Genomic DNA, 22,191 nt, shown 5'->3' on the forward strand with positions numbered 1-22,191 from the left:
AATTCCCATGGCATCCCTAGTTACACGATGAGGACGGGACATAAAGAGAGGCACTAAGACCTCCGATCCCAAGTCAGGTTTCATACAGGCACCCGCTTTCATCGAAAATAAGAGATCCGGTGCGTGGGCGAGCAGAACATCCCCCCAGGTGGCACGCGCAACTGGACTACCCGCTCAGCGGGACGAGGACGGCGGATTGATCAGTGGCAGCAGATCAATCCGCCGTTTTACTTTAAAAAGGGCGCTTTGGGCGGCGCGCAGGTTGAGAGGGCCATAGGCAGTGGCGCTGATGTTTCGAGGCGAAAGCCGCAACAAGGTGGATGGTAAAGGACGGATGTCGATTCCGGCCAAGTTCCGCCGTGTGCTCGAAGCAGGTGACCCTGACTGGAAAAGTGGCGAAAACCCCAATCTCGTAATTGTATATGGCGGCAAGACCCGCGACTTTCTGGAATGTTTCACGGTTGAGGCGATGAATGATGTGGTGGCCCGCATCATGAAGATGCCCCGTGGCAGCAAAAAGCGCTTGGCGCTTTCAAAATTATACCTCACCCAATCGTTGGAAGTGTCGGTGGATGAAACCGGCCGTTTGGTGTTGCCGAAAGAGCAGCGCGACAAGGTTGGGCTTGATACGGTGGCCTTCTTTGGTGGCAAAGGCGACACGTTTGAGATCTGGAACCCAGAGACTTACGACGCAACCCAAGAAGAAGCGCTTGAAGCGGATGACGATTTTGATCCGGACGCTGATCCCTCGATTTATCTCGATGGCGACGAGGATTTCTAACCATGGCGACGTCAGACGAACCCGCCGCCAAACGCCCTCACATTCCTGTCCTGCTTGCGCCGTTGCTGCGTGAAGTGGCGCCGGTGTCTGGCCGGTGGCTGGATGGCACCTTTGGGGCGGGCGGATATACCCGTGGTTTGATCGAGGCAGGCGCTGACAAAGTCTACGGTGTAGATCGTGACCCACTGGCGTTTGAAATGGCTGCGCCTTGGGTTGGGGACTATGGCGATCAGATTGAACTGGTCGGCGGTGTGTTTTCCAAAATGGATGAATATGCGCAGGATTTGGACGGTGTGGTGCTCGACCTCGGTGTGAGCTCCATGCAGCTGGATTTGGCGGAGCGGGGCTTTTCCTTCATGAAAGACGGCCCGCTGGACATGCGCATGAGCCAGGATGGGCCGTCAGCTGCGGATCTGGTGAACGAGGCGGAAGAAGCGGAGATTGCCAATATTCTGTTCCAATATGGTGAGGAGCGCGCGAGCCGACGCATTGCCAAGGCAATTGTGCGCGAGCGGGCTGTTGACCCCATCACCACCACCCTGCGTCTGGCGGGCATTGTTGAAAGCTGTTTGCCTCGGTCCAAGCCTGGACAAAGTCACCCGGCGACGCGCAGCTTTCAAGGGCTGCGCATTGCGGTGAATGATGAATATGGCGAGCTATTTCGTGGCCTGATGGCCGCTGAGCGGGCGCTGAAACCCGGTGGTCTGCTGGCTGTGGTGACGTTTCACTCGGTTGAAGATCGCATGGTGAAGCGGTTTATGCAGAGCCGTGCGGGCAAGACCGGCAATGTGAACCGCTACGCGCCGGAAACCGAGCAGGAAACGCCTGCGTTTGAGCTGATTACACGTAAGGCTGTGGGGCCAGACCCTGACGAATTGGAAGTCAATCCGCGGGCACGGTCAGCCAAGTTGCGCGTGGCGCGTCGCACTGAAGCTGCGGCGGGTGAAATCGCTGGAAAAGCGATTGGTATGCCTTCACTTGGAGGGCGTAAGTGATGCGGATGGTGTTGTTCATCCTGGCCGCAGGGATGGTAATTGGGCTCTCTGTTTGGGCGTATCAAGAGAACTATCGCACGCAGGCGATGATTGGGGAAACTGAGCGGCTCCAGCGTGAGATTGGCGTCTCGCGGGCACGCTTGGCTGTGTTGAAGGCGGAGTGGGCATATCTCAATCGCCCTGACCGGCTGCGCGATCTGACAGAAATCAACTACAACGACATGCAGCTTTTGCCGCTGCGCCCGGATCAGTTTGGCCGAATTGAACAGGTGGCTTTCCCATCCAACGACGCGCCAATCACTTTTGAAAATGCTGTGGAAGTCTCCTCGGAAGAAGCCAAGCCATGATCCGCAAGCCGCTGCGCCCATTGGCATCGATCCTGCATGCCCGTAATGCCGGAGAAAACCCGGACCAGATTGAGCGCGCCAACGTGCGTGAGCGCCATGAAGAAATGCGCAACAAGGGGCGTGCGCGGGCCGAAGGACGTTTGCTGATCATGGGCGTGTTGTTTGCTGGCGCGTTTTTGACGGTTGGCGCACGTATGGCTGTGGTCAGCACGTCTGAAGCGACTGAACCGCGCACCAGCTATGCCGGCAGTCGCATTCAGGCGGAGCGTGCCGATATTGTGGACCGCAAAGGGCGCATTCTGGCAACCAACCTGGAAACCCACTCTATTTATGCGCATCCGCATGAAATGATCGACCCAGCCGTGGCTGCGCAGAGATTGGCGGAAATTTTCCCTGATCTGGATGCCGCGAAGCTGGAACACAGGTTCACAGATGGGCGTAAGTTCTACTGGGTGAAGAAAAAAATCTCCCCGGAGCAAAAGCAGGCCGTGCATGACATTGGCGAGCCGGGATTGTTGTTTGGCCGTCGTGAGATGCGTCTGTACCCCAATGGGCGTCTTGCGGCGCATATTCTTGGCGGGGCGTCGTTTGGCGAAGAAGATGTGCATGATGCCGAGCTTGTTGGCGTCGCGGGTGTCGAGAAATTCTTTGATGACGCGCTGCGCGATCCGGCCAATGGCGACAAAGCGCTGACCCTATCGATTGACCTTACAGTACAAACCGCTGCGGAGCGGGTGCTTTGGGGTGGCATGAAGCTGATGAACGCCAAAGGTGCAAGCTCTGTGTTGATGGATGCGCACACTGGCGAGATTGTCTCTATGGTGAGCTTGCCGGACTTTGATCCCAACAACCGTCCAAACGCGCCGGTGCAGGGGCAGGCGGCGGACAGTCCGCTGTTTAACCGTGCGGTGCAGGGGCTTTATGAGCTGGGCTCCACCTTCAAGATTTTCACGGCGGCGCAGTCAATGGAGCTTGGATTGGCGAACCCGGAGACCAAGATAAACACCGCTGGTCCCTTGCGCTGGGGCAAGTTCAAAATCCGCGATTTCCGCAATTATGGCGCGCAGTTGACGCTGACCAAGGTGATTGTGAAGTCGTCCAACATTGGCACCGCGCGTATGGCGCAGGTGATTGGTGCGGCGCGGCAGCAAGATTTCTTGAAACAGCTAGGCTTTTTTGAACCAACGTCGGTGGAACTGGTTGAGGCCAGCGGTGCACAACCTCTGTTGCCTAAGAACTGGTCCGAGCTGTCCACCATGACAATTTCATACGGCCATGGCATGTCGGCAAGCCCGCTGCATTTGGCGGCAGGCTACGCCGCCATTGCCAATGGCGGCACCAAAGTGGTGCCCACCATTCTGAAGCAGGACAGCGTGGTCCAAGGGCCGCGCGTCATGACCGTTGCCAGCGCTGAAGCCTCGCGGTTGATGTTGCGCAAAGTGGTGAGTGAAGGCACGGCCTCTTTTGGGGAGGTGCCAGGATACGCCGTAGGCGGGAAAACCGGCACGGCGGACAAGCCTTTGGAAAATGGACGCGGGTATTATGAGGATAAGGTGATTGCCACCTTTGCTGCCATGTTCCCGGCGCATGATCCCAAATATGTTTTGATCCTGAGCCTCGATGAACCGGTCGAAACGTCCGGCGATGAGCCACGTCGCACAGCCGGTTGGACAGCGGTCCCGGTGGCGGCAGAAATGATCACCCGTGTTGCGCCTCTCTTGGGGCTGCGTCCCGAGGTTGAGCCTGCGCCTTTGGCTGGTATAACGCTGACATCAAACTAAGCCAAATAAGGGCGCACGCAGATGGCAGCAGACACAAAACAGCTTTCGGAATTGGGTCTGACAGCCATGGGTGGGCTAAATCCGGCGATCACTGGATTGGCGGTCGACAGCCGCGAAGTAAAAGATGGCTTTCTCTTTGCGGCGCTGCCCGGAACGCGCGTGCATGGCGGAACGTTCATTCAGTTTGCTTTGCGCATGGGCGCGGCGGCGATTTTGACCGATGTGGCGGGCGCCAAGATTGCGGAGCAGGAGCTGGCCGCCAGTGATGCGGCGCTGGTGATTGCCGAAGACCCACGCCAGGCGCTGGCCTATACAGCCGCGCTGTATTTTGGTGCGCAGCCAGGCATCATGGCGGCGGTCACCGGCACCAATGGCAAGACATCAGTTGCAACTTTCCTGCGCATGATTTGGCAGGAAATGGGTCTTGAGGCGGTGAACCTTGGCACCACAGGCGTGGAAGGTGATTTCACGGCCCCGCTCAACCATACAACACCCGAGCCGATCACGTTGCACCGCACTTTGGCGGCAGCGGCCGAGGCTGGGATTGGCTTTGCGGCCATGGAAGCCAGTTCGCACGGGTTGGCGCAATGCCGGTTGGACGGTGTACAGCTGCGGGCGGCAGGGTTCACCAATTTTACGCAAGACCACCTCGATTATCATGCGACGTTTGACGAATACTTCAACGCCAAAGCGGGGTTGTTCAATCGGGTGTTGCCCGAAGAGGGCACTGCGGTAATCAATGTCGATGATCCACGTGGGTTGGATATGGCAATGATTGCAGGTGGCCGTGGCCAAAGTGTGATCACCGTGGGCAAGGCTGAGGCGGATATTGCCCTGATGGGACAGCGTTTTGACGCCACGGGTCAGGACATGCGATTTACCTTCCGGGGCAAAGCGTATCAGACGCGGCTAAACCTGCTGGGCGGGTTTCAGGCGGAAAATGTGCTGCTGGCGGCTGGGTTGGCGATTGCCTGTGGTGCAGAACCGGAGCGGGTGTTTGAGGTTTTACACGAACTCAAAGGCGTTCGAGGACGGATGCAGCTGGCAGCGACGCGGGCAAACGGCGCGGCGGTGTTTGTCGATTATGCGCATACACCTGACGCTGTGGCGACGGCTCTGCAGGCCATGCGGCCACATGTGATGGGCCGTTTGATTGTGATCGTTGGGGCGGGCGGAGATCGCGATGCGGCCAAGCGCCCGTTGATGGGGCAGGCGGCGGCAGAAAACGCCGATGTGGTGTTTGTCACCGATGACAATCCCCGCACAGAAGACCCGGCCAGCATCCGAGCCGCAGTCATGGGCGGCGCGCCAGAGGCCACCGAAGTGGATGACCGCGCCAAGGCCATCCTGCTTGCCGTCGATGCGCTGCAACCAGGGGACACATTGTTGATTGCCGGCAAGGGCCATGAGACCGGACAAATTGTGGGCGAAGATGTGTTGCCGTTTGATGATTGTGAACAGGCCAGCGTGGCTGTGGCTGCTCTGGACGGAGGGATCGCATGAGCCTGTGGACATCTGAGGCCGCTGCAAAAGCAACCGGCGGCAAAAGCACAACCACTTGGGAATGCACAGGCGTGTCGATTGACACGCGCACTATTGAAGAAGGTGACCTGTTTGTGGCGCTCTCTGCGGCACGGGACGGGCATGAGTTTGTTGCGCAAGCGCTTGAAAAAGGCGCGGTGGCAGCTTTGGTGAGCCGCGTGCCAGAGGGCGTGCCTGCCGATGCGCCGCTGTTGATTGTGGATGATGTGCTTGAGGGGCTTGAGGTCTTGGGGCGTGCCGGTCGAGCGCGCACAAATGCGCGTGTTCTGGCTGTGACTGGATCCGTGGGCAAGACCTCCACCAAAGAAATGCTGCGCGCCATTTTAGACGGGCAGGGCAAGACCCATGCTTCGGTGGCGAGTTACAACAACCATTGGGGTGTGCCGCTGACCCTGGCGCGGATGCCGCAGGACACCGAGTTTGCGGTGATCGAGATTGGCATGAACCACCCCGGCGAAATTTCCCCGCTGGCAAAACTGGCGCGCCCACATGTGGCACTGGTCACCACCGTGGCGGCGGTGCATTTGGAGGCCTTTGAGAATGTTGCGGGCATTGCGCAGGAAAAGGCGGCGGTGTTTGATGGGTTGGAAACCGGTGGCGTAGCGATTGTGAACGCAGATATCGAGACCGCTGAAATCCTGCGCAGCCATGCAATAAGCCTGTCGGCGGAGGTTCAGGATTTCGGTGAAACGGCACAAGACTGGAAACTGTTGACGGTCTCACTAAAAGGCAATGTGACTGTGGCGCGGGCCAGCCACGGCGGCGATTTTGCGCTGTTTAAAGTACAAAGCGCAGGACGGCATTTTGCGATGAACGGGTTGGGCGCGCTGGCTGCAGCGGAGGCTTTGGGGGCAGATTTGGCCCTATCCGTAACCGCATTGGGCCGCTGGACGCCATTTGTGGGGCGCGGCGCACGTGAGACAATCTACCTTGACCCTGTCGAAATTGAGCGCACGCTCGAGTTGATTGACGAAGCTTACAATGCCAACCCGACCAGCTTAGGCGCGGCACTCGAGGTGTTGGCTGCGGCACAACCCACGGACGGTGTGGGCCGCATTGGCAAAGGACGACGGATTGCCTTTGTTGGTGATATGAAAGAGTTGGGGCCGCAAGAGAGTGCCATGCACGCGGATATGGCCAGTCATCCTGCGATGGGTGACATCGATGTGGTGCATTGTGTGGGACCGATGATGCAGCGTCTGCACGACGCGCTGCCCGAGGAAAAACAGGGGCTGTGGGCCGAAACAAGCACTGATATTGTGAAGGACGTGCGCCGGCTTGTGGATGCTGGCGACGTGGTCATGATCAAAGGCAGCCTGTCGATGGCACTGGGCAAGGTGGTTGACGCCATTCGCAAACTGGGTCATCCCGCCCCGCAATCCAAGAATGAGGACGTGTAATGTTTTATTGGCTGGCCGAGCTGTCGGATGGCGGTGATTTTTTCAACCTGTTTCGCTACATCACCTTCCGGGCTGGCGGCGCGTTTATGACAGCGCTGATCTTTGGTTTCCTGTTTGGGCGGCCGTTGATTGACGTGCTGCGTCGCAAGCAAGGCAAAGGCCAACCCATTCGTGATGATGGTCCTGAGGGGCACTTTGTGAAAGCCGGCACGCCAACCATGGGTGGTCTGCTGATTGTCGGCGCACTGGTGACCTCCACCTTGCTTTGGGCACGGTGGGACAATGGCTTTGTCTGGTTGGTGCTGTTTGTGACGCTGGCCTACGGGCTGATTGGGTTTGCCGACGATTACGCCAAAGTTTCCAAGCAAAACACCAAAGGGGTTTCTGGAAAAATCCGACTGCTGTTGGGCTTCTTGATTGCGGGGGTTGCCGGGGTTTGGGCCACCTATCTGCAGCCTGAGACGCTGCAATTGCAGCTAGCGGTGCCCGTTTTCAAAGCAGTGCTGATCAACCTGAGTTGGGCTTATATCCCGTTTGCGATGTTTGTGGTGGTGGGCGCGGCCAATGCGGTAAACCTGACTGATGGCCTAGATGGGCTGGCGATCATGCCGGTGATGATTGCCGCCGGTGCGCTGGGTGTGATTGCCTATGCGGTGGGGCGGGTCGACTTTACCCAATATCTGGATGTGCATTACGTGCCGGGCACCGGGGAGATCCTGATCTTTGTGGCTGGGCTAATTGGCGGCGGACTTGGTTTCCTGTGGTACAACGCGCCGCCTGCTGCGGTGTTTATGGGCGACACAGGGTCGCTAGCTCTGGGCGGCGCAATTGGCGCGATTGCGGTATCCACCAAACATGAGCTGGTTCTTGGCATCATTGGCGGTCTGTTTGTGGTGGAGGCGCTTAGCGTCATCATTCAGGTGCTCTATTTCAAACGCACCGGCAAACGCGTGTTCCTGATGGCGCCGATCCATCACCACTACGAGAAAAAGGGCTGGTCCGAACCGCAGATTGTGATCCGATTCTGGATTATTGCGGTGATCCTAGCAATGATTGGACTGGCGACGCTGAAACTGCGATAAGGGGATTTTTAGATAGTTTTTGGATTGGTAAAATGGGTTCTAGTGATTTTGAAGAGTACAAAGCCGACCGTTGCATTCTCCATATAGGGCCGCCCAAAACGGCCAGTACAACAATTCAGCGAACTCTTAGGCGCGCGGCGCCACAATTGGTGTCCTCTGGGGTGCTGTATCCATCCTTGGCCGCCAATCACCGGTTCTTGGCAACTCTGTGCTCCAGCGATCCAATGCGTCTTCGTCAGGTGACAAAGCACAAAATAACTCGGGCTGAAGTTATTGCGCGCAACTTGGAGAGCCAGCGTTTGTTTGAGGCTGAGTTCCGCGCAACAAAGCCGCGGCTTTTGATATTGAGTTCTGAACACCTGGTGCAGTTGTACCAAGACAGACGCGGGCTGCACACGTTGCGGGAATATTTATTGGAATTTGCAAAGCGTGTAGACGTCATTTTTTATGTTCGTGACCCGCTTTTGTTGATGATCAGTCGGTTGTTTCACGGCATAAAGCGCGGTGATAGGAGGCTGAATGCTCCGTTGGAAAACATGCCCGTGTCTCCGGCGCCTGACATAATTGAAGCGTATCGAGCGGTTTTTGGTTCTGACAATCTCAAGTTACTGATGTTTCCGGGGGATTTGCCGAGCAAAACTGACATAATGGAGAGCTTTTGGAGTGCTACAGGCCTTTCCGCATTAGGTAGTGGAATTGACACGGTAAGTGCAAACCAATCACTTTCCGGCGCAGGGTTGTTAATTGCTGATGCATTGTCAGACATCCAAAATGACAATTCGAGCCGTGTTATGAACGGCTCTCGACTGCAACATATTCGCGGGCCTAAACTACGGTTGGAGGCCGCCAGCGTCGCACAGTTGCGTGAGCGTTGCGAAGAAACCTACAGATATTTCCGAGAGACATGGGGCATTGAGTTTCCTGATCGCGACTTGGTGGGGCCACCGCCGGCACAGCAAGACCTTTTCACCTCTGACTCAGTACAGGGGATTGCGCAAACATTCTCCGAGGTGGCTGAAGAGTTGAAGGTGGCAAAGCGTGAGGTCGCGCAGTTGCGACGCAGGCTCAATTTGGAAAAAAGTAGACAATAGTACCTGTATTTGAGGCGGTTCTGGCTTAGATGAAATTGGTGACACTGAAGGTGGTAAATCAAAGATGATTCCAGTGCAGGGATTTCACGGCGCAAAGGTGGCCGTTTTGGGTTTGGGCCGGTCCGGGCTGGCCACGGCTAGGGCCTTACGTGAAGGCGGCGCAGAAGCCGTGTGCTGGGACGACAACCCAACCGCGCGGGAAGCAGCGGAGGGTGAAGGTTTCACCTGTCGTGATCTCTCCCGACAGGGGGCGTTTGACGACATTGCCAGCCTGATCGTGTCGCCGGGCATTCCGCATCTGTATCCTGAGCCAAATCCCGTGGTTGCGGCCGCTTTGGACGCAGGTGTTCCTGTGGACAACGACATCGGTTTGTTCTTCCGCTCTTTTGCCACGCGGCAGTGGGACAGTTTTGAAACCATGCCCAAGGTGGTGGCGGTGACAGGCTCCAACGGCAAATCCACCACCTCTGCCTTGATCCATCATGTGTTGAGCGAGGCGGGACGGCGCACACAGCTTGCGGGCAATATTGGTCGCGGGGTGCTCGATATTGACCCGGCGGAAGACGGCGACGTGGTGGTGTTGGAGCTGTCGAGCTATCAAACCGACTTGGCACGCAGCCTGACGCCGGACATTGCGGTGTTCACCAACCTGAGCCCGGATCACTTGGATCGTCACGCGGGTATGGGCGGCTATTTTGCCGCCAAGCGCCGCTTGTTTGCCGAAGGTGGGCCGGATCGCGCTGTGATTGGCGTGGACGAGATAGAGGGCAAGTATCTGGCGGGGCAGCTTTCAGAAGGCGCTGCAGATGACCGTGTGATGCGTGTCTCAACCGAGCGCAAGCTGACCGGCGCGGGGTGGAATGTTTTTGCCCGCAAAGGGTATTTGAGTGAGTATCGCAAGGGCCGTCAGGCGGGCTCGATTGACCTGCGCGCCATCAAAGGCCTGCCGGGCACGCACAACCATCAAAACGCCTGCGCCGCTTATGCCGTGTGTCGCGCATTGGGGTTGGCGCCTCGGGTGATTGAGGCCGGGTTTGCCTCCTTTGGTGGCTTGCCTCACCGCAGTCAAATCATTGCTGAGAAAGATGGCGTGACCTTTGTGAATGACAGCAAGGCCACCAATGTTGATGCGGCCAAGAACGCGCTGTCGGCTTTCAAGAACATCCGCTGGATTTGTGGGGGTTTGGAGAAAGAGGGTGGGCTTGGCAACCTGGCAGAGAGTGCCGGAGGCGTAAAGAAAGCTTATGTGATTGGGCGTGAAGCTGCGAGTTTTGCCATGCAACTCAAGGGCATTGAGGCGGAGATCTGTACCGATATGGTGACAGCTGTGGCCAAGGCGGCAGCAGAAGCAGAGGTGGGTGATACGGTGTTGCTTGCGCCTGCGGCCGCGAGTTTTGATCAGTACAACAGCTTTGAAAAACGGGGCGAGGATTTTGCCAATTGTGTTGCGGAGGCGCTCAGTTAAGGGCGGCGGCAACGTCTCTGTTGAGGCGGTTTGACTGATATCAAAGTGGGCGGAAAGTAGCCTAGCTATCCTGAATTCAGGCAAGGAAAAGAAGAGCTTGCTCCTTGTAAATCACTCGGCCACGCATAGGTCTGTAGTGTAACGATGAAAGGATCTGACGATGCAAATTCAGGTGAATACCGACAACTTCATTCATGGTGACGAGCGTGTGATCGAGGTGGCTGAACTGGCCGTTTCCAACGATCTGCAGCACATGAGCGAGCGTCTCACACGGGTGGAAGTGCATCTGAAAGATCAGAACGCGGACAAACATGGGCCGGATCATATTTTGTGCACCATGGAGGCGCGTCCACGTGGCAAAGGGCCATTGTCTGCGCACCACGAGGCAGCGGATATTCAGGCGGCGCTGAAAGGCGCGGCGAAGAAGCTTCGCACCCGGCTGACAAGCGAGTTTGGCAAGGCGGGCAACCACCACTAACACGTTTTAGAGATTAGATCTTGGGCCGCTTGGCAATCGCTTGTCCAGCGGCCCATCCTGATGACCAAGCCCATTGGAAGTTGAAGCCGCCAAGCCAGCCTGTGACGTCGGCAGCTTCGCCGATCACATAGAGGCCGGGAACGGATTTGGCTTCCATGGTTTTGGACGACAAGCCGTCGGTATCGATGCCACCCAGGGTGACTTCGGCGGTGCGGTAGCCTTCGGTGCCGGTGGGCACCATGTCCCAGTTTTTTAATGCGTCACACAGCGCGCGGAGAGCCACGTCGGACTGATCCGCCAGATTGCCGGAGAGGTCCATTTCGCCTGCCAAATGCTCGACCAAACGGCTCGGTAAAAGCGTGGCCAGTTCGGTGGTGAGGTTGCGGCGGCCCTGGGCTTGGCGGCGTGTTCTCAGTTCCTCAAACGGATCACTTTCCGGGAAGAGGTTGATGTGGATCGGCTGGCTTTCTTGCCAGTAGGAGCTGATTTGCAGCATTGCCGGACCGGAGAGGCCGCGGTGGGTGAACAGCATAGCCTCGTCAAATGCGGTGCCGTTGGCAGTGGCGCGGACCGGATGCGCCACGCCAGAGATGGCTTTGAAACGGCCATCCGAGAAGGTGAATGGCACAAGGCCCGCACGGGTGTCGGTGACTTTCAGGTCAAATTGGCGCGCTATGTCGTAAGCAAGTCCAGTGGCGCCCATCTTGGGGATGGATTTGCCACCTGTGGCGAGCACAAGGTTGCCGCAGGAAAGAGTTTCGCGGCGGTCGGATTTTTCAAGTGTGACGGTGAAATGTGTCCCGTCATGCTCCACAGCAGTGATCTGCGTTTCCAGCCAGAGTTCAGCACCCGCCTGTGTCATCTCTGTGCGCAGCATGGCGATGATGTCTTTGGCACTGTTGTCACAGAACAGCTGACCGAGGGTTTTCTCATGATAGGCAATGCCGTGGCGCGCCACCATGTCGAGGAAGTCCCACTGCGTATAGCGGCTGAGCGCGGATTTGCAGAAGTGCGGATTGCCGGACAGGAAGTTTTCGGGACCGGCGTACATATTGGTGAAATTGCAGCGCCCGCCGCCAGAAATACGAATTTTCTCACCCGGCGCTTTGGCGTGATCGAGCACCAGCGTGCGCCCGCCGGTTTGCGTTGCGCACATCATGCCAGCAGCACCTGCGCCTAATATTATGGTGTCCCAAGTCATGATCGCGAGGTGCCTGAAGCGGCGGCCTGCGTCAAGGGGGGAAGGTTCGGTGGTTATGGGCGACACGGTTGGGCGTGAATATGCCGCCGGGGGTTCTCTTTACTTTTCTTAAAAGGATTTGGGTGTTAGAGTTTCACTCAGACCCGGAAAACGGGCGTTTTGAGGCAGAGATCGGCGGTTCCCGATGACAGAGATGGTGTATGGCGCGTTGCCTTCGCAGGCGCGTGAGCCCGTGCTCCCCAAGTGGTGGCAGACCTTGGACAAATGGACGATGGCGTCCATTGTCATGTTGTTTTTGATTGGCTTGATGCTGGGCATGGCGGCAAGTCCGCCCTTGGCGGCCAAAAATGGCTTTGCGCCGTTTCATTATGTGCAGAAACAAGTGATTTTTGGCGGTGCAGCTTTGCTGGCCATGGTGCTGACCTCGATGATGTCACCGCAGCTGGTGCGCCGGTTGGCGGTGATGGGCTTTGTCGTGACCATGGTGGCATTGGCGCTGTTGCCGGTGTTTGGCACCGATTTTGGCAAAGGGGCAACGCGGTGGTATTCGCTTGGGTTTGCCTCCTTGCAACCCTCCGAGTTTCTCAAGCCCGGTTTTGTGGTTGTCGCGGCCTGGTTGATGGCCGCCAATGAAGAGATCAATGGCCCGCCCGGGCGGCGTTGGTCGTTCCTGTTGATGATGACCATTGTCTTCATGCTCGCCATGCAGCCGGATTTTGGCCAAGCCTGCCTGATCCTGTTTGGCTGGAGCGTGATGTATTTTGTGTCTGGCGCGCCGATGCTGCTGATTGGTGGCATTTGCCTGTCGCTCATTCCGGTGGCCAATTTTGCCTACAACAACTCTGAGCACTTTGCCCGTCGGATTGATGGCTTTCTGGACCGCTCCGTCGATCCGACCACCCAGATAGGTTACGCGACCGAGGCGATCCGCGAAGGTGGGTTGTTTGGGGTTGGCGTGGGCGAGGGGCAGGTGAAATGGTCGCTGCCCGATGCGCATACGGATTTCATCATTTCCGTGGCCGCAGAAGAGTATGGTCTGATCCTCGTGTTTGCGATCATGATCCTCTATGCAACCATTGTTTTGCGCTCGTATTTCCGACTCATGCGAGAGCGCGACCCGTTTATTCGCCTTGCCGGCACCGGTCTTGTGGCGATCTTCGGCGTACAAGCGCTGGTCAATATGGGGGTAGCGGTGCGGCTATTGCCTTCTAAAGGCATGACTTTGCCATTTGTCAGCTACGGCGGCTCGTCCCTGATTGCAGGGGGGATTGCAGTTGGCATGATTTTGGCGTTTACCCGCTCGCGTCCACAGGGCGAAATCAGTGATATTTTACGGGGTCAAACCCGGTAACAGGTGGGTGCGATGAGCAAACAGCCTCTCTTAGTGATCGCTGCCGGAGGAACCGGTGGCCATATGTTTCCTGCGCAGGCGTTGGCTGAGGTCATGCTGCGCAAAGGCTGGCGGGTGAAGCTCTCCACCGATGCGCGTGGTGCGCGCTACACCGGTGGGTTCCCGCATACGGTTGAGATCGAAGAAATGAACTCGGCGACGTTTGCCCGCGGCGGTGCGGTGGCCAAACTGGCGGTGCCGTTCAAGATTTTGGGTGGCGTGCTGGGCGCAATGTCCAAGATGCGCAAAGACCGGCCTGATGTGGTTGTCGGTTTTGGTGGCTATCCGACCATTCCGGCCATGGGCGCGGCGTGGTTGATGAAACTGCCGCGCATGATCCATGAGCAGAACGGCATTTTGGGGCGGGTCAATCAGGTGTTTGCCCCAAAAGTTGACGCGGTCGCCTGTGGCACATGGCCCACCGACCTTCCTGAAGGTGTTGAGGGCGTGCCGGTGGGCAACCCAGTGCGCAAAGCGGTGATGGATCGCGCGGGGGCGGGTTATATTGCGCCGGGCGATTATCCGATGTCGTTGCTGGTGATTGGCGGCTCGCAAGGCGCACGGATTTTGAGCGATGTGGTGCCAAGCGCGATTGCGCATCTGCCCCCTGAAATTTTGAAGAACCTGCGGGTGAGCCATCAGGCACGCGGCGAAGACCATGAGCGGGTGACGGCGTTTTATGAAGAGCAAGGCATTTCTGCGGACGTGCAGCCGTTCTTCCAAGACGTGCCGTCGCGCATGAGCGAGGCGCAACTGGTGATTTCCCGTTCCGGCGCAAGCTCTGTGGCCGACATCAGCATTATTGGACGGCCTTCTATTCTGGTGCCTTTTGCTGCGGCAGCGGGCGACCATCAGACCGCCAATGCGCGTGGGGTGGCAGAGGCAGGGGGCGCAATTGTGATCCCGGAAAGCCTGCTGACCCAAGAGACATTGACTGAAAACATCACAACCATCCTGTCCAATGCGGCCGGGGCCACACAGATGGCCACTGCAGCTTTGTCGGCGGGCAAGCCGGACGCGACCGAGACCCTTGTGGCGCTGGTCGAAGAGCTGGCCAAGAAGGACCAATAATATGAACGCAGCAACCAAACTTCCCGGTGACGTGGGCGCAATCCATTTTGTGGGCATTGGCGGTATCGGCATGTCCGGCATTGCCGAGGTGCTGCTGAACCATGGATACTCGGTACAGGGCTCTGATCTAAAAACGACCAAGATCACTGAGCGACTGGCAAGTATGGGCGCGAAGATCTTTGAAGGTCAGCGGGCCGAGAACCTTGCAAATGCCGAAGTGGTGGTGATTTCCTCAGCCATCAAACCGGGCAATCCGGAGCTGGACGAGGCGCGCCTGAAAGGCCTGCCTGTCGTGCGCCGGGCCGAGATGCTGGCGGAACTGATGCGTCTGAAGTCCAACATCGCCGTGGCAGGCACACATGGCAAAACCACGACAACAACCATGGTGGCGGCGCTGCTGGATCATGGCAAATTTGACCCGACAGTGATCAATGGTGGCATCATCCACGCCTATGGCTCCAACGCGCGTGTTGGCGAAGGCGAGTGGATGGTTGTGGAAGCTGATGAAAGCGACGGCACGTTTAACCGACTGCCCGCGACCATTGCAATTGTGACCAATATCGACCCGGAGCACATGGAGCACTGGGGCACCGAAGAGGCGCTGCACAAAGGCTTCTATGACTTTGTGTCCAACATTCCGTTCTATGGTCTGGCGGTGTGCTGTACCGATGATCCGGATGTGCAGACGCTTGTTGGCAAGATTACTGACCGACGCGTGGTGACATTTGGCTTTAATGCCCAAGCTGATGTGCGGGCGGTGAACCTGACATACAAAGCTGGTGTCGCGCATTTTGACGTTCAGTTGCAGGCGGAAGATGTGGTGATCGAGGGCTGTACCTTGCCGATGCCGGGGGATCACAACGTCTCCAACGCATTGTCCGCTGTGGCCATTTCGCGGCATCTGGGCATGAAGCTTGACGAAATTCGCGCCGGTCTTGCGGCCTTTGGCGGGGTGAACCGCCGTTTCACCAAAGTTGGCGAAGTTATGGGCGGAGTGCCTGTGATTGACGATTACGGCCACCATCCGGTGGAGATTGCCGCAGTATTGAAAGCCGCGCGTCAGGCGTTGGGCGACAGCGGTGGACGGGTGATTGCCGTGCATCAGCCGCACCGGTATTCACGTTTGCACTCGCTGTTCGAAGACTTTTGCACCTGCTTCAACGAAGCAGATGTGGTTGGCATTGCCGATGTCTTCGCGGCTGGAGAGGCGCCCATTGAGGGCGCGGGGCGGGATGATCTGATTAAGGGTTTGGTCGCCCACGGGCACCGGCACGCGAAAGCAATCTCAGAAGAGGCGGACCTTGTGGCGCTTCTGAAAGAGACAGCCAGGCCGGGTGACATTGTTGTGTGCCTTGGCGCCGGCTCGATCAGCGCGTGGGCCAATGCTTTGCCGGGCCATCTGGGCTAAGTCCTTGTCAAATGCGCCGCGCGCGGTAGGCTGCGCGCGACTGACCTAGCCGGGATATGTGACGTGAGCCTTTCTTTGATCCTTGCCTGCTTTTGGGTGTTGGCGTCAGCCGTGGTGGCGGCTTTGCCGATGCGCAGGCAATACGTGCCGGGAGTGGCCTTGCTGATCGCCGCGCCAGTGCTGATTGGTGTGATCTTTTATGAGCACGGCGCCTTGCTGGGATTGGCAGCCCTGTTTGGCTTCGTGTCGATGTTCCGGCGTCCTCTTTTGTATTTTGGCCGCAAAGCGCTTGGTCTGCCTGCGGAGCACCATGAGCCGGAGGGCGATGCATGACCATTTCGATCACAGCAGCTTTTGTCTGGCTCATCGTTGCCAATTTGCGGGCGATGTTTCCATCCAAAGACCATCACTGGAAGTTTGCCTATGGGATGATCGCGATTGGCATTCCGATACTGATTGGCGTCGCGATTCAGAACAGTATTTGGCTTGCGCTGGTGTTGTTGTGTATGGGGGCGTGGATCATGCGGTGGCCGGTGGTGTATCTGTGGCGCTGGATCAAACGTGTGACAGGGATGGAGACGCCAAGTGATCCTTGATTTCACCCTCGCCTTGAACGCGCTGATCTGGTTTGCGACAATGATCCTTCCGCTCTATGGGTTGATTACCGGTTATAAGCTGCGCCGCGATCTGATGATGCGAGCGAGCTTGTTGATTGGCTGTCTTGTTGTGGTGCTGTTGACGCTGGAGGTCACGCTCAACGTGGTTGTGACGCCCGCTTCTCAGGAAAAGTTGACCATCCTTCAGGGATACCGCCCATGGCTCTTTTTTGGCGTTTCAGGCAGCATGGCATTGGGGGGGGCGCTGTTTATGATTGGCAAAGCGATCGGGAGCCGCCGGTAGCCCCACTGAAACGCTTGCCGCCTAAGGAGCGCTTCGGTATCGGTGCGCAACAGGCCTTTTGATTTCAAGGACATCTCATGACCACATTGCCCATACCGCGAGGAAAGCTGACCGAAGACAAAGAGTTGTCCGGATTGACGTGGCTGCGGGTTGGGGGACCGGCGGACCACCTGTTTCAGCCTGCGGATGTGGACGATCTGGCAGCATTTTTGAAGGCGTTGCCTGCGGATGTCGCTGTGTTTCCAATGGGCGTTGGCTCCAATTTGATTGTGCGCGATGGTGGCTTGCGGGCTGTGGTGATCCGGATGGGGCGCGGGTTTAACCACATAGAGATTGAAGGCAATCGCGTGCGGGCCGGCGTGGCCGCGCTGGATGCACATGTGGCGCGCAAAGCGGCGCAGGCGGGTGTGGATCTGACTTTCTTGCGGACCATCCCCGGCGCCATTGGTGGGGCGGTGCGTATGAACGCGGGTTGTTATGGCAGTTACACGGCGGATGTGTTTGTCGAGGCCACAGCGGTCACCCGGGCAGGCGAGGTTGTGACCCTGACGTCGGACGAACTGAACTTCCAATACCGTCAGACCGATTTGCCCGAAGGATGGGTGATTGTGGAAGCAGTCCTAGAAGGTCCCTCTGGTGATCCGGAGGAACTGGCGCAGCGCATGGAAGATCAACTGGCCAAACGTGACGCATCGCAGCCCACCAAAGACCGCAGTGCGGGCAGCACGTTCCGCAATCCGGCCGGGTTTTCTTCTACCGGGAAGGCGGATGACGTGCATGATCTGAAGGCCTGGAAGGTGATTGACGACGCAGGCATGCGTGGTGCACGTGTTGGTGGCGCGCAGATGAGCGAGATGCACTCAAACTTCATGATCAACACCGGTGACGCAACTGCCGCAGATTTGGAAAATCTTGGTGAGGAAGTCCGAAAAAGGGTTTTCCAAAACAGCGGAATAGACCTACAGTGGGAAATCATGCGCGTCGGTGAACCGGCGGCGGATTGATGCCTCAGTTTGGACCCGTTAAACGGTCATTAACCAAGAACTGAGAAGACTAATAAAACAAGGGCGCAAAGCCCGACTTCAGGGTCCAAGACCCAATTGAGCGCAGGGCCATGTGCCCACCCCGAGCAGGCATTCCGTGCCTGATGTATATAAAGAGCAGTCCAACGTGGCTGTGATAAATGAGTCCAATAGGGCTTGTATATGAACAGGGCCAAAAATGGCCCGGGACATTGAGGCACAGTGGGACTGTCAGAGCAGGCAACCCCCAAGGTGGCAGTATTGATGGGCGGCCCCTCCGCAGAACGAGAGGTGTCACTGTCGTCAGGGCGTGAATGCGCCGCTGCCCTTCGGGACGCAGGATTGGACGTGGTTGAGGTCGATGCAGGCCCCGATCTGGTTGCGCGTTTGCACGAGATCAAACCGGATGTTGTGTTCAACGCTCTGCATGGTCGCTGGGGCGAAGATGGCTGTGTGCAAGGTCTGCTCGAATGGCTGCGGATTCCGTACACGCACTCTGGTGTGCTGGCTTCGGCATTGGCGATGGACAAGCAGCGGTCTAAAGATGTGTTCAAACGGGCAGGCCTGCCTGTTGTGGAAAGTGTCCTTGCGAACAAGGCAGAAGTCTCTGAGCGCCATGTGATGGCGCCGCCTTATGTGGTGAAACCCAATAATGAAGGCAGCTCTGTTGGCATCTATATTGTCAACGAGGGTGCCAACACACCGCCGCAACTGGCGGAGACCATGCCGGATGAGGTGATGGTTGAAACCTTTGCGCCAGGCCGCGAGATGACAACCACCGTGATGGGTGATCGGGCACTTGGTGTGACTGATATCATCACCGATGGCTGGTATGATTATGAGGCCAAATACGCTGAGGGCGGCTCGCGTCACGAGATGCCTGCCAATATTCCCCAAGAGATAACCGACGTTTGTTTGGACTACGCTGTACGTGCGCATGACGCGCTTGGCTGCCGCGGTGTCTCTCGCACCGATTTTCGCTGGGATGAAAGCCGCGGGCTCGACGGGTTGATCATTCTGGAAGTGAACACCCAGCCGGGTATGACGCCAACTTCGCTCAGCCCGGAGCAGGCCGCGCATTATGACATTTCGTTCTCTGACTTCTGTGTCTGGATGGTGGAGGACGCCTCATGCGATCGCTGACGAGGAGCCGCCGCGATAATGCGCCCTCACGTTGGGGGTATCGTTTCGAGCGGCTGATGCTGACACCGCTGTTCCGTCTGTTTCTGCGGGTGGTGGTGCCGTTTGCCGTTGTGGCAGGCAGCACGGCGATCTGGTTCTCAGATGAAGATCGGCGCGAAAGCCTGAATCTGGCAGTGAGTGATCTGCGTCGGGAGATTGCGACCCGCCCGGAATTTATGGTGTCGGCCATGACCGTGGATGGGGCCTCACAGGGCACGTCAGAGGACATTCGCGAGATCCTGTCCTTAAGCTTCCCGACCAGTTCGTTTGATCTTGATTTGCCAGCGATCCGTGAACGGGTTGAAGAATTGCCTGCGATTGCCAGCGTGGCAGTACGTGTACGACCTGGCGGTATTTTGCAGCTCAACATTGCCGAACGCACGCCGGTTGTGGTGTGGCGCACGCACGAGGGGCTGACCCTTGTTGATCCTGAAGGCCATGTAACCGGTCCCGCCATTTCGCGTGTCGCGCATCCACGTATGCCGCTGATTGCAGGCGAAGGGGCTGAGCTGCATGTGCCAGAAGCGCTGCGCCTGTTCTCCGCCGCAGCCCCATTGGCTTCACGGGTGATTGGGCTTGTCCGTGTTGGCGAGCGGCGCTGGGACTTGGTGTTGGATCGTGGGCAGCGGATCAAATTGCCAGAGCAGGGAGCGGTTGAGGCGCTGGACCGTGTGGTCGCGCTCAACAACGCTGAAGAGCTTTTGGAGCGAGATGTAAAAGTGGTCGATATGCGCCTGGCGCACCGGCCGACGGTACAACTAACAGAACAGGCCGTAGACGCCTGGTGGCAAGCAAGCCAGATGACGACAGGGACAGTGGGACAATGACAGAGCTTTACCAGAGCCAGCGCGCTATGCGTGCAATGCGCAAAGCAGCAATGCAGCGTGGTGTGATTGCGGTGTTGGATGTGGGGACCTCCAAGATCGCCTGTCTGGTGTTGCGCTTTGACGGCACCGACCGTTTGGCCAGTGTCGAAGGCATTGGCTCGATGGCAGGCCAATCCGGTTACCGGGTGATCGGCGCCAATACCATCATGTCCCGTGGTGTGAAGTTTGGCGAAATTGACACCATGCAAGAAACCGAACGTGCCATTCGCACGGTGGTGCAAGCGGCGCAGAAGATGGCGAAGATCCGTGTCGATCACGTGATTGCCTGTTTCTCCGGTGCGGAGCCGCGTTCTTATGGTTTGGATGGTCAGATTGATCTGGAGGGCCACACGGTTGACGATCAGGATGTTGCCCGTGTGCTGGCGGCCTGTGATGTGCCGGACTACGGCGCGGACCGCGAAGTGCTGCACGCGCAACCTGTGAATTTTGCGCTGGATCATCGCTCCGGTCTAGGTGACCCGCGTGGGCAAGTGGGCCAGACGCTGACAACAGATTTACATCTTCTGACGGTGGATAAGGCGGCGGTACAGAACCTCGTGCATTGTATCCGCCGCTGTGATCTGGAACTCGCGGGCATTGCCTCTTCGGCTTACGTGTCGGGCATGTCTGCGTTGGTGGAAGACGAGCAAGAATTGGGCGCGGCCTGTATTGACATGGGGGGCGGTGCCACCAGCTTGTCGATCTTCATGAAGAAACACATGATTTTTGCGGACACGGTACGCATGGGCGGCGACCACGTCACCGGCGACATCTCCATGGGGCTACAGGTGCCAACCTCCACAGCTGAGCGCATCAAAACGTTCTATGGTGGCGTTGTGGCCACTGGCATGGACGACCGCGACATGATTGAACTCGCAGGAGATACCGGTGACTGGGAGCATGACCGGCGCACCGTGAGCCGTGCTGAGCTGATCGGGATTATGCGTCCGCGGGTTGAAGAAATTCTTGAAGAGGTGCGTGCGCGTCTGGATGCGGCTGGATTTGAACACTTGCCAAGCCAGCAGATTGTGCTGACCGGGGGCGGCAGCCAAATTCCAGGACTGGATGGGCTGGCTTCCAAGATTTTGGGCCAACAGGTCCGCCTTGGTCGCCCGATGCGCGTGCATGGTTTGCCGCAAGCGGCCACTGGGCCGGGCTTTGCCGCAACTGTGGGCATGTGCCTGTTCGCAACACATCCGCAGGACGAATGGTGGGACTTCGATCTGCCGGTGGATCGCTACAATACGCGGCCTTTTGGCAAAGCGGTTCGGTGGTTCAAAGAGAATTGGTGAGAAAGGGGGCGCAGTCGCGTTTTTGGGGGTGACCTCTGATTAAGCCTTGGTTAAGTTCTGGATAACCGCGATCAATACGCGGGTCCGGAGCGCCGAGCAGTGGTCTCCAAACATGAATATAGCAAACTCCTGTGGTGCAATTGTGCCCTGGGTGGTTGTGTAGTGTTGTGTGACACTTGTCTTGCCCCGCAAAATATGGCGGTTTCGGCAAGATGCCGCTAGTTTTTACATTTTTACCCCATATTTTGTGGCGAAATGCGCTTTTTGGGATGACGATTCTGCAAACCCTGTTTAATAATGGAGCTGAGTAGGCAGAAAATAGCCCGCTGTGGCGGGTAAACAACAGGCGGACAGTTCTATGACATTGAATCTGACGATGCCCGACGAGGGTGATCTGAAGCCCCGCATCACCGTATTTGGTGTTGGCGGAGCAGGCGGCAACGCGGTCAACAACATGATCGACAAAGAGCTTGAAGGCGTGGAGTTCGTGGTTGCGAACACCGACGCGCAAGCGCTTCAGCAGAGCAAATCTGACAGCCGCGTGCAATTGGGCGTGAAGGTCACCGAAGGTCTGGGCGCTGGGGCGCGCGCAACCGTGGGTGCTGCCGCTGCCGAAGAAAGCATCGAGCAGATCGTGGATCACCTTGCTGGCGCACACATGTGCTTTATCACCGCGGGTATGGGTGGAGGCACCGGAACAGGTGCGGCCCCAATCATTGCGCAGGCAGCGCGTGAACTGGGTGTTCTGACCGTGGGTGTTGTGACCAAACCATTCCAGTTCGAAGGCGCGAAACGTATGCGCCAGGCTGAGGAGGGCGTGGAACAACTGCAGAAGATGGTCGACACGCTGATCATCATTCCAAACCAGAACCTGTTCCGTTTGGCCAATGAAAAGAC

General features: G+C 57.6%; 21 protein-coding genes and 1 pseudogene. 21 read left to right on the forward strand and 1 reads right to left on the reverse strand.

The annotated features are described in order from the left end of the window. Positions 1-289 precede the first annotated feature (289 nt). The 10 genes from mraZ to QZ517_RS13860 all read left to right on the forward strand — a co-directional run bounded on the left by mraZ (position 290) and on the right by QZ517_RS13860 (position 10,962). Positions 290-781 (forward strand): division/cell wall cluster transcriptional repressor MraZ, encoded by a 492-nt coding sequence (mraZ, locus tag QZ517_RS13815; protein ID WP_294227915.1) that lies wholly within the window; start codon positions 290-292, stop codon positions 779-781. Positions 782-783: 2 nt separating this feature from the next. Beyond that, positions 784-1,776: a 16S rRNA (cytosine(1402)-N(4))-methyltransferase RsmH gene (gene rsmH, locus QZ517_RS13820; RefSeq protein WP_294227876.1), complete on the forward strand. Its 993-nt coding sequence runs from the start codon at positions 784-786 to the stop codon at positions 1,774-1,776. Beyond that, positions 1,776-2,123, forward strand: a complete 348-nt coding sequence (locus QZ517_RS13825) for a cell division protein FtsL (RefSeq protein ID WP_294227878.1) — start codon at positions 1,776-1,778, stop codon at positions 2,121-2,123. Before rsmH ends, QZ517_RS13825 begins: the two co-directional genes overlap by 1 nt. Beyond that, positions 2,120-3,904, forward strand: coding sequence for a penicillin-binding protein 2 (locus QZ517_RS13830; RefSeq protein ID WP_294227880.1), 1,785 nt, complete (start codon positions 2,120-2,122; stop codon positions 3,902-3,904). The genes QZ517_RS13825 and QZ517_RS13830 overlap by 4 nt, the downstream gene beginning before the upstream one ends. 21 nt (positions 3,905-3,925) lie before the next feature. Further along, the gene (locus tag QZ517_RS13835; RefSeq protein WP_294227882.1) at positions 3,926-5,407 is read left to right on the forward strand and encodes a UDP-N-acetylmuramoyl-L-alanyl-D-glutamate--2,6-diaminopimelate ligase; all 1,482 of its coding nucleotides are present in this window, start codon (positions 3,926-3,928) and stop codon (positions 5,405-5,407) included. Beyond that, entirely contained in the window at positions 5,404-6,846 is a 1,443-nt protein-coding gene (murF, locus tag QZ517_RS13840; RefSeq protein WP_294227884.1) for a UDP-N-acetylmuramoyl-tripeptide--D-alanyl-D-alanine ligase, read from the forward strand. Before QZ517_RS13835 ends, murF begins: the two co-directional genes overlap by 4 nt. Next, positions 6,846-7,928 (forward strand): phospho-N-acetylmuramoyl-pentapeptide-transferase, encoded by a 1,083-nt coding sequence (mraY, locus tag QZ517_RS13845; protein WP_294227886.1) that lies wholly within the window; start codon positions 6,846-6,848, stop codon positions 7,926-7,928. The genes murF and mraY overlap by 1 nt, the downstream gene beginning before the upstream one ends. Positions 7,929-7,960: 32 nt before the next feature. Continuing rightward, a complete protein-coding gene (locus QZ517_RS13850) occupies positions 7,961-9,019 on the forward strand; it encodes a hypothetical protein (RefSeq protein ID WP_294227888.1) in 1,059 nt (352 codons plus the stop codon). A 64-nt stretch (positions 9,020-9,083) separates the two neighbouring features. Next, entirely contained in the window at positions 9,084-10,484 is a 1,401-nt protein-coding gene (murD, locus tag QZ517_RS13855) for a UDP-N-acetylmuramoyl-L-alanine--D-glutamate ligase (RefSeq protein ID WP_294227890.1), read from the forward strand. A 160-nt stretch (positions 10,485-10,644) separates the two neighbouring features. Further along, on the forward strand, positions 10,645-10,962 hold the full coding sequence (locus tag QZ517_RS13860) for an HPF/RaiA family ribosome-associated protein (RefSeq protein WP_294227892.1): 318 nt from the start codon (positions 10,645-10,647) through the stop codon (positions 10,960-10,962). A gap of 13 nt (positions 10,963-10,975) precedes the next feature. Here the strand turns inward: QZ517_RS13860 and QZ517_RS13865 are convergent, their stop codons facing one another. Continuing rightward, on the reverse strand, positions 10,976-12,163 hold the full coding sequence (locus tag QZ517_RS13865; protein ID WP_294227896.1) for an NAD(P)/FAD-dependent oxidoreductase: 1,188 nt from the start codon (positions 12,161-12,163) through the stop codon (positions 10,976-10,978). Positions 12,164-12,347: 184 nt separating this feature from the next. On the opposite strand from QZ517_RS13865, the gene QZ517_RS13870 reads away from it, so the two are divergent. From QZ517_RS13870 to QZ517_RS13920, 11 genes and pseudogenes are all read left to right on the forward strand, one after another. Beyond that, positions 12,348-13,514, forward strand: coding sequence for a putative peptidoglycan glycosyltransferase FtsW (locus tag QZ517_RS13870; RefSeq protein WP_294227897.1), 1,167 nt, complete (start codon positions 12,348-12,350; stop codon positions 13,512-13,514). Between the two features lie 12 nt (positions 13,515-13,526). Then, entirely contained in the window at positions 13,527-14,624 is a 1,098-nt protein-coding gene (gene murG, locus QZ517_RS13875) for an undecaprenyldiphospho-muramoylpentapeptide beta-N-acetylglucosaminyltransferase (protein ID WP_294227899.1), read from the forward strand. Position 14,625: 1 nt separating this feature from the next. Beyond that, positions 14,626-16,032, forward strand: a complete 1,407-nt coding sequence (gene murC / locus QZ517_RS13880; protein WP_294227900.1) for a UDP-N-acetylmuramate--L-alanine ligase — start codon at positions 14,626-14,628, stop codon at positions 16,030-16,032. Between the two features lie 63 nt (positions 16,033-16,095). Next, positions 16,096-16,365, forward strand: a complete 270-nt coding sequence (locus QZ517_RS13885) for a DUF2484 family protein (RefSeq protein ID WP_294227902.1) — start codon at positions 16,096-16,098, stop codon at positions 16,363-16,365. Further along, positions 16,362-16,628, forward strand: a complete 267-nt coding sequence (locus QZ517_RS13890) for a DUF2484 family protein (RefSeq protein ID WP_283426099.1) — start codon at positions 16,362-16,364, stop codon at positions 16,626-16,628. The genes QZ517_RS13885 and QZ517_RS13890 overlap by 4 nt, the downstream gene beginning before the upstream one ends. Next, the gene (locus tag QZ517_RS13895; protein ID WP_294227905.1) at positions 16,618-16,932 is read left to right on the forward strand and encodes a hypothetical protein; all 315 of its coding nucleotides are present in this window, start codon (positions 16,618-16,620) and stop codon (positions 16,930-16,932) included. The genes QZ517_RS13890 and QZ517_RS13895 overlap by 11 nt, the downstream gene beginning before the upstream one ends. A 77-nt stretch (positions 16,933-17,009) precedes the next feature. Then, complete coding sequence (murB, locus tag QZ517_RS13900) at positions 17,010-17,936, forward strand: UDP-N-acetylmuramate dehydrogenase (RefSeq protein ID WP_294227907.1); 927 nt, start codon at positions 17,010-17,012, stop codon at positions 17,934-17,936. Positions 17,937-18,176: 240 nt separating this feature from the next. Further along, a complete protein-coding gene (locus tag QZ517_RS13905; RefSeq protein ID WP_294227909.1) occupies positions 18,177-19,097 on the forward strand; it encodes a D-alanine--D-alanine ligase in 921 nt (306 codons plus the stop codon). Then, a complete protein-coding gene (locus tag QZ517_RS13910; RefSeq protein ID WP_294227910.1) occupies positions 19,085-19,963 on the forward strand; it encodes a cell division protein FtsQ/DivIB in 879 nt (292 codons plus the stop codon). The genes QZ517_RS13905 and QZ517_RS13910 overlap by 13 nt, the downstream gene beginning before the upstream one ends. Further along, a complete protein-coding gene (gene ftsA / locus QZ517_RS13915) occupies positions 19,960-21,294 on the forward strand; it encodes a cell division protein FtsA (RefSeq protein ID WP_294227912.1) in 1,335 nt (444 codons plus the stop codon). The genes QZ517_RS13910 and ftsA overlap by 4 nt, the downstream gene beginning before the upstream one ends. A 358-nt stretch (positions 21,295-21,652) precedes the next feature. After that, positions 21,653-22,191 (forward strand): annotated as a pseudogene (locus tag QZ517_RS13920) (cell division protein FtsZ); the annotation flags it as partial.

This window comes from uncultured Shimia sp., assembly GCF_913054185.1.
Taxonomy (GTDB): Bacteria; Pseudomonadota; Alphaproteobacteria; order Rhodobacterales; family Rhodobacteraceae; genus Shimia.